5 protein-coding genes and 1 pseudogene are annotated in these 8,866 nt (G+C 47.4%); 5 read left to right on the forward strand and 1 reads right to left on the reverse strand.

What is annotated here, in order from left to right:
• Window positions 1-245 (forward strand): annotated as a pseudogene (locus QUA40_RS26270) (hypothetical protein); the annotation flags it as partial.
• A 189-nt stretch (window positions 246-434) separates the two neighbouring features.
• Window positions 435-1,676 (forward strand): exonuclease SbcCD subunit D, encoded by a 1,242-nt coding sequence (locus QUA40_RS26275; RefSeq protein ID WP_333131326.1) that lies wholly within the window; start codon window positions 435-437, stop codon window positions 1,674-1,676.
• Window positions 1,677-1,761: 85 nt separating this feature from the next.
• On the opposite strand, the gene fmt is transcribed toward QUA40_RS26275, so the two are convergent.
• On the reverse strand, window positions 1,762-2,760 hold the full coding sequence (gene fmt, locus QUA40_RS26280; protein WP_333131328.1) for a methionyl-tRNA formyltransferase: 999 nt from the start codon (window positions 2,758-2,760) through the stop codon (window positions 1,762-1,764).
• Between the two features lie 943 nt (window positions 2,761-3,703).
• On the opposite strand from fmt, the gene QUA40_RS26285 reads away from it, so the two are divergent.
• The 3 genes from QUA40_RS26285 (at window position 3,704) to QUA40_RS26295 (ending at window position 8,642) form a co-directional block, all read left to right on the forward strand.
• Window positions 3,704-3,826, forward strand: coding sequence for a hypothetical protein (locus QUA40_RS26285; protein WP_333131330.1), 123 nt, complete (start codon window positions 3,704-3,706; stop codon window positions 3,824-3,826).
• Window positions 3,827-3,980: 154 nt separating this feature from the next.
• Entirely contained in the window at window positions 3,981-5,438 is a 1,458-nt protein-coding gene (locus tag QUA40_RS26290) for an ABC transporter substrate-binding protein (protein ID WP_333131332.1), read from the forward strand.
• Window positions 5,439-6,122: 684 nt separating this feature from the next.
• Window positions 6,123-8,642 (forward strand): MASE1 domain-containing protein, encoded by a 2,520-nt coding sequence (locus tag QUA40_RS26295; RefSeq protein ID WP_333131334.1) that lies wholly within the window; start codon window positions 6,123-6,125, stop codon window positions 8,640-8,642.
• Window positions 8,643-8,866: the final 224 nt, after the last annotated feature.

The raw sequence follows: 8,866 nt of genomic DNA on the forward strand, positions 1-8,866 counted from the left end.
TCTTGCACTTTATTCTCGATCGCGCGCTCAAAACCCAGGCTACCTCAAGTGCGATCGATATATTCAGCAAGCCCTACGTACTCATCACTCAATCAGAAATCAAAATTGAGTGTTTTCGCGTCAACGCTGAGGGAAATTGGGTTTCTCAGACTTACCGACAAGGAGATGAGTTAGAGTTAATGAGTATAGATTTTCGCTGCCCCATCGCACAAGTTTATCAAAAAGTCCCCGGCATGATATTGTGATATACGAAACCAGATTTTTAGCAGTAAATTTCTCTCGCCTGTAGCTTGACAACAATCTCAAACAAAATTCGCCGTAAAAATTTTAGTTTTTATTCACCAGCTAAATCAGGACTCAAGTCCTAACTACAAATCGATGAAGAGTGAAGTCCTCACTACGAACCGAAATGATAATTTACCCGAAAAAAAACAATGATTAAAATCTTACACCTTTCAGATATCCACATGGGCAGCGGCTTTTCTCACGGCCGGATTAATCCAGAAACTGGTTTAAATACGCGGCTGGAAGACTTCGCGGCGACGCTGAGCAAATGTATGGATAGAGCAATTTCTGAACCCGTAGATTTAGTCATATTCGGCGGTGATGCTTTCCCGGATTCGACGCCTCCACCGTTTGTCAAAGAGGCTTTTGCTTGCCAATTCAGCCGTTTAGTTGACGCGCAAATTCCAACGGTTTTGCTAGTAGGAAATCACGACCAACATTCCCAGGGACAAGGTGGTGCGAGTTTGGGAATTTACCGGACTTTGGGGATACCTAAGTTTATTGTAGGCGATCGCCTGGACACTCACCTCATTCAAACCCGCAGCGGGCCCGTACAGGTGGTAACATTACCTTGGTTGACTCGATCGACCTTAATGACACGATCCGAGACTGAAAGCCTGTCTATGGGCGATGTTAACCAATTATTAACCGAAAAACTGACGATCGCAATGGAAGGCGAAATCCGCCGCCTCAACCCCGACATACCAACCGTACTTTTAGCGCACTTAATGGCAGATAAAGCAAGTCTGGGTGCCGAGCGTTTTTTAGCAGTTGGAAAAGGTTTTAACATACCCGTTTCCATGCTAACTCGCCCTTGTTTTGATTACGTTGCCCTCGGCCACGTCCACAAACATCAAAATCTCAATGCTTCCAACAATCCGCCCGTAATTTATCCGGGAAGTATCGAACGAGTTGATTTTAGTGAAGAGAAAGAAGACAAAGGTTTTGTGTTAGTTAATTTGGAACGCGGAAAAGCTGAGTGGGAATTTTGTACTTTGCCCGTGCGGGTGTTTCAGACTATTAAAGTGAATGTTTCCGAATCGGAAAACCCGCAAACAGAGTTAGTTAAAGCTATTGGCAAGAAAGAGATCCAAGACGCGGTTGTGAGATTAATTTACCAATTGCGATCCGAACAATTAGACTTAATTGACAACGGAGAATTGCACACACTTCTGGCCGAAGCGCACAGCTATACAATTCAACCGGAATTAGTCAGTCAGCTAGCAAGGCCGCGGTTGCCAGAATTGAATGCTAATAATAGTATAGAACCGTTAGATGCTTTGAAAACTTATCTGGCAAGTCGCGAAGATTTGAAAGATGTTGCTGAGAGTATGTTAGAGGCGGCACAGGGTTTGTTGGGCGGCCCGGAGGAAGTTTTGGTGGAATTTTAGGTCAAGAATCGCGCATCTAAATTACAGGATGATTTTGCTTCCAAATCTTGTGGGGTGGGCAGGATGCCCGCCCTAAACATACAATTTAACCCCCAAAAAGTTCCCCTACAAGCAACCGAGTTCCGTTCGCAAAATCCACCCCAGACTGCACCTTTTTCCCCGCCAACTGCACCTCCCGCAACAATAACAAACCATCGCCGGTTTGGACGATCGCCCCCAACCCCTTCACAACCTTAACAACTTCCCCATTTGCGCCCGACAACGTGGTCAAAACAGGCCATTCGCGTTCCAAAACTCTCAAATACGCTGGCAATTGCAGCCAATATTCCGGCCCGACGGGCACAGTAGCTATCACCTTCAGAGAATTGCCTCGAAAAGTCGTCGTGCAATCCGGGAAAAAGCCCCTAACTTGATTGTGAAGGGCGATCGCACTTTTCGACCAATCCAGCACATAATCTGCACTCTTAATCATCGGCGCATAAGTCGCCTCAGCATCATCTTGAACAACAGCCTTAACTTCCCCATCCCTCAATTTAACTAAAGTTTCCACCAACAAATCCGCCCCAACTTCCGCCAACCTATCCCCCAAAGAATCAGCATTATCCAACAGCGAAATACCAGCAAAAGCCTTCAATAGCATCGCCCCAGTATCCATGCCAGCATCCATCAGCATAGTAGTAATTCCTGTTGTCTTTTCCCCGTCATAAAGACAGCGCTGAATCGGCGCGGCACCGCGATACTTCGGCAAAATTGAACCGTGAACATTAACGCAAGCCAAACTAGGAATATCCAGAATTTCTTGAGAAAGAATTTGGCCATAAGCCACCACCACAAAAACATCCGCCTCCGCTTCCCACAATTTGGCAATTGTTTCAGCATCTTTCTTGATTCGCTGCGGCTGCCAAACCGGGAGATGGTGATTTAAAGCCACATCTTTTACAGGTGAAGGCATCAATTGATTGCCTCTTCCCCGACGTTTATCCGGCTGAGTCACCACACCCACAACCTCAAATTCTGGGTGATTTAGCAAACTGGATAAACTAGGAACCGCAAAGTCGGGAGTGCCAAAAAAGACAATTTTCATATATTTTTAGTTATTAGTAAGTAGTTAGCAGTCATCAGTTAGAGCGGGTAAACGTGAATTAACCGTGATTCTTCTAGATACTGTCTTGAACTGTCAAAACGAGAAATCTACCAATCAACCGGGTTTCTAGCTCCCAATGCGTCTAAAACTCCAATCATGGTAGTTTCCTCCTCGATTATACACTTCGATGATAGTTCCGACTTGTGCGAGCGGCAAAAAGGCGATCGACTGACACTTAGGTTCAACTAGACTCAACAAATAACAGTCTGCGACGCACAAGGGCTTCATCTAAGGCATTAATTAACTTTACCTTTGCTTTTACTTCGCCCATCACTTCACATCACATCGATTCTTTATATAAAAATAACAAAACAAAGTGTATTTGCCGGGAAAACATTAAACCCAGAATTGCTCTTGTCCAACGAAGTCACAGGCAAGCGCATGGATGCTGATTTCCAATGTAAGGTGCTGCCCAATTAAACCATCAGCCCCAAACCTCGATTCAAAAATACTCGAAAAAAAGAAGCCACAAACTGCTAATTTAGTAATGGTAGACGCTCTTTGTAAAGACTGTTGGCTAATCAAGAAAGGGTAATACCCCTCATAGGTAAAATGTAGATAGTGTAGGTTGGGTAGAGCGCGAGCGTTACCCAACTCTTTTAAAATAATGTTTTGGGCCAAGCGAAGCCTAGGGTTCGCTGACGCTCTACCCAACCTACTACATCTATGTGAGAAACACGGATGAGCAGGTTTCAGAGGTGAGGGGTGAAACCATCTGTGAATTCGCCAACAGTCTCTTTGTACTGTTCAATCACTCTTAGCCAAAGGATACAAAACACCCGAATGCTTTAATCATATCACCATCAACAGCAATGCCAACCGCCAAAAAAGAATCTTAGCCAATTCTGCTAAAATTGTAGCGCCGCAAGGTTATCTTGCATACATGACCTGCACTTATTCAACCGCAGAAAACGAACAACTCAGCGAATGGCTGTTAAGCAAATTCCCCGAATTTGTGCCTGTCACAGTTCCTCATTTAGCAAAATATCGATCGCACTTGACATAAATTCCTTGCTATCGGATGTGACCACAAGATAAACTCGGAGTAAGAGCTTTCATAGTTTTGTTCCAAAATACCTCGGAAGGAGAGACAAATCAGCTACCAGCATAGTTTCTAGATTTAGCTCGTTTCACCCTGTAATTATCCGCTTTTATTGAAAATGATGTTATCTAAATGGGCCACCGCAATTCACCAACAGCTACACAATGCAATCATAGCAGTTTTCCCTTCTCTGAAATACAGTAGGGAGATGGCAGTGCCCTGTCCCTACCCGATATCTCTACTTCACTCAACTGAACACCGCTATAGACTACAAGCCACACGTACAGCCTGCATTTTCCTAATTTTAAGCTTGCTAATATTAAGCGGCTGCCAAAACAGCACCGCCTCCGCATCCAAAAACGGCGAACCAATAAAAATTACCCTGTGGCACGGCATCAATCCCCCGCCCAATCGAGACGTATTTAAAACCCTCACTGACAAATTCAATAAAACACATCCCAACATTCAAGTCGAACAAATTTATATCGGTCAGCCCGATCAACAACTGCCAAAAATACTAACAGCAATAGTAGGAAATGCGCCGCCGGATTTGCTTTGGAATGGTGCCACAATTTCAGGAAAACTAGCCGAACTCAACGCAATTGAACCCTTAGAAAACTGGCTCGACAAATCGCCCCGGAAAGCGGAAATCTACCCGGCACTCTTCGAGTCAATGGAACTGGATGGACACACTTGGTCAATTCCCTTAGCGACAAACAACGTCGCTATATTTTACCGTCCCAGCTTATTTGCAGCGGCAGGAATCAAAGAAGTGCCACAGAATTGGGCGCAATTAAAGCAAGTAGCCCGATCGCTCACCCGAGACATCAACGGAGACGGCCGCACAGACCAACACGGCATAGTGCTCCCCCTAGGCAAAGGAGAATGGACAGTATTTACCTGGCTACCATTCATGTTCAGCGCAGGCGGCGAACTCAAAGGCGAAATACCTCAAAGTCCTGTACCCCAAATAGATAATCCCGGTTCTCGCGCAGCCTTAGAATTGTGGAGCGACTTGTTAAAAGAAGGTTCAGCAATATTGTCAGCACCCGAACGCGGTTACGAACTCGACAACTTCATCGCCGGCAAAGTCGCCATGCAAATCACCGGGCCGTGGACGCTAGCACAATTGCAGCAAAGCGCGATCGACTATGCAGTGATGCCTATACCCGCCCTCAATCGCCGCGCAGCCGTCGTGGGGGGTGAAAACCTATTTTTAATGAAAACCTCGCCAGAACGCGAAAAAGCAGGCCTAGAATTTTTAGAATACGTTCTAGGTGAAGAATTCCAAACAGCATGGGCATTGGGAACAGGTTACTTGCCAATTAGCTTAAAATCGAGACAGAGCAAAACTTATAAAAGCTTTGTGGAAAAAAACCCTGTTTTGCGAGTATTTTTAGAACAAATGAACTCAGCCCGCTCGCGACCAATTATCTCAGGTTACTCCCGCCTCTCAGAAAACCTCGGCCGTGCCATAGAGGCAACCCTTCTCGGCCGCAACCCCCAAGACGCCCTTAAAGAATCTCAAGAGCGTTTGACACTAACCTTAGATACTGCAACAGCAAAAACGAAATAGAGAAGGAAAAATATTTTTTTTGCTGTAAATTACCCGTTTTCACTGTATTCCAGCGAAAGACTGGAAGCCTCGATTAATGGGTTAAAAATCCAGTTAAAATCACTCCCGCCGGCACTTCTAGTCATCATCTTCGTTTCTGGCCCCGGGCTTACCTGAAAACTGAGATTTGGCGTCCGTGTTATCGGTTTCTTAGGTATTATTGAGAAAAGTTCAAGATGTGAAGTTAAACGGAGATATTGTACCATTTTCAATAGGCTTTTTACAAGCTGGCAGGATGCCCACCACTAAGAAAATTTACTCTTTGTGGAACAGGCATCTTGCCTGTTCTTGAGAATGGTGCAAGATGTTAGGTTAAATCGAGTTGCTACCCCCGACACGAAAAGACACTCGCTGTCCCTCGGTAATAAATCTTTAACAAAAACCCAAAATTAACAAACCGAATACTTAGCCATGACAGATATATTGGCAAAAAAGGGATGCTCCCGAAACTAATGGGCAGATTCGATCGCACAGCAAAACAAACCGAAACCTTAACAGCGCCAGAAAAAGTTATCTCAAAAGCTTCTCCCCCTACCTACCACCCATGACCTACCATCACCTAAGAGAAACATTTTCCCTACCCTGTGCCTGTCCCGTGCCACCTACTGAGACCCGAACAACCGTCCACCTTTTCCCCAAACGACAATGCAGACAAAGTTCCTTAATGCAATCAAAGGACATTCCTGGCGGTACTTCCTCGCAGTAGGCGCGATCGCCCTGGTCTACTATTTGGCGTCGCAATTCGCCATTTCCACCCTAACCCTCAGTTCAGAAATTTACCCGATGTGGCCAGCAGCAGGAATTGCCCAAGTCGCCCTGCTGCTGTTTGGGCGGCAACTGTGGCCGGGAATCGCGATCGGAGGCTTCCTGTTCAGCATGAGCGTACCGTCGGCCAACATCGGCACGGCCTTGATCTCGGCCGGCGCCAGAACCCTGCAAGCGTGGACGGGAACTTATCTGCTACAGGGCATTAACTTTAGCGCCGGGCTCGATCGGCTCAAAGACGTTTTAGGAATAGTCGGACTAGGAGCCTTGGGATCTACCCTGATCAGCTCCACCATCGGCAGCATCCTCGTATGCGTGACCGAAAGTGTATCTAGCTGGAGCAATTTTGGCACGATTTGGGGGACTTGGTGGGTGGGAGACGCTATGGGAATTTTGCTTGTCGCGCCGCTGCTGCTGACGTGGCAAAAATTGCCCAAAGTCCCCACCCATCGCAAAAAAATAGCCGAACGAGCGATTTGGCTGCTGCTGCTGCTAGCACTCGGCTGGCTGGTCTTCTGCTCCCGCACCCGCGCCGCCTACGCCCGCTATCCCCTCGAATACTTACCCTTTCCCCTAGTAGTTTGGGCTGCCTTTCGATTCGGCCAGCGCTACACGGCCCTCTCCAACTTCATCCTCTGCGGCTTCGCCATCTGGGGCATAGCCAGAAGCAGCGGCCCCTTCTTCAAACACGCCAGCAGCATCCCCCAAGCACTGTTATCCCTGCAAGCCTTCATCGCCGTCATCGCCGTCACAGGCTTAGTCTTAGCCGCCACCGTCGCCGAACGCAACCAAGCAGAAGCCTCGCTGCGCGCCAGCGAAGCCAGCCTCGCCAACGCCCAGCGCATCGCCCAACTAGGCAACTGGGACTTAGACCGCAACACCCAGCACTTGCGGTGGTCAGAGGAAATTTATCGCATCCTGGGACAGCGGCCGGGAACTTTTGAACCCAGCCTTGAAGCCTTCTTGGAATACGTGCACCCCGAAGACAGAGAATTAGTCAAAACCTCGATCGAAGCTGCTTTATTTGAGCAACAGCCTTACAGCATCGACTACAGGCTCATACTCCCCGACGGTAGCAACCGCACAGTCTACGAACAAGCCGCCGTCAACTCGCTCTACATCACCAGCACCGTCCAAGACATCACAGACAGAAAGCAAGCCGAAGCCGCCCTGCGTTCTTCTGAAGAAAGATTTTCCAAGGCCTTTCATGCCTCCCCAGTCGGCATCAGCATCTGCACCCTCACAGACGCACGCTTCCTCGATGCCAATGAAAGCTTTTTGCGCTCATTAGGCTGGCCGCGGCACCAATTTATCGGCCGCACCCCCACCGACTTAGGAATGTGGGTCAATTCCGAAGACGGGCGGCGCCTCGCCCAGATTTTGGAAGCCCAAAATTCGATCGGCAACCAAGAAATCAAAATTCGCACCAAAAGCGGCGAAGTACGCGACTGGCTGCTGTCAGGGGAACTCATCGACCTCGGCAGCACTAAATGCGTTTTAATCATGACCAGCGACATCACCGAACGCTTGCGTTCCGAAGAATTCCGCCGGGCTGCTGTAGCCGCGGAAGCTGCAAATCGCTCGAAAAGCATTTTTCTCGCCAACATGAGTCACGAACTCAGAACCCCTCTCAATGCCATCATCGGCTACAGCGAGCTCCTGCAAGAAGACGCCCGAGACCTCGGTGCCGAAGAGTTCATTGACGACCTCCAGAGAATTAACACGGCCGGTCAGCACTTGCTAGTGCTAATTAGAGATATTCTCGACTTGACCAAAATTGAAGCAGGCCACATCGAATTCCATCTCGAAACCTTCACCATTGTAAATCTGGTTGAGGAAGTAGTCGCCACGATCGCACCGATGGCAGACAAAAATAGCAATATCATAGAAATACAATGCCCCGAGGATATTGGCTCGATGCAGACCGATTTGACTAAACTCCGGCAGTCCCTGCTCAACCTCCTCAGCAATGCCGCGAAATTTACTTGCTCCGGCGCGATTACCTTCGCCGTTACCCGCTCCGTCGAAACCCCCGCCGACGCTACAAAGAGAGGCAAAACACTTGGATCGTATACAGGCAGTGACCAAGCTGAAAATAGCTTGTCTCTGTTATCTTCCCCTCAAGATTGGATCGTTTTTACAGTCAAAGATACCGGCATTGGCATGAATCCCGAACAGTTAGCCAAAATCTTTGATCCGTTCACGCAAGCCGATTCCTCAACTACTAAGAAGTACGGCGGCACTGGCTTGGGGCTGACGATTACTAAGAAATTCTGCGAAATGATGGGCGGAGACATTACCGCATTCAGCGAGTTGGATAAAGGCTCTACTTTTACAATTCGGCTGCCCGCTATTTTTACCAACCTTTCGATATCAACCGAAAACTCGGATAAAAAATAATTTGTTTACAGTTATTTTTACTTGCTACTAAATTTATTAGCCTCCGCAATTTGCTGATTTTTTCGCTATCAGGTATGGAGATTTTGAATATATAGCAGAAGCAAGAAGGAAGACTGAAGTTGCAACAGCAGAGTTTATGTTTAAGCAATAATTAGGGCTTGCTGAATATATCGATCGCACTTGAGGTAGCCTGGGTTTTGAGCGCGCGATCGAGAATAAAGTGC

The sequence above is a fragment of the Microcoleus sp. Pol11C3 genome (assembly GCF_036701485.1).
Classification (GTDB): domain Bacteria; phylum Cyanobacteriota; class Cyanobacteriia; order Cyanobacteriales; family Microcoleaceae; genus Microcoleus.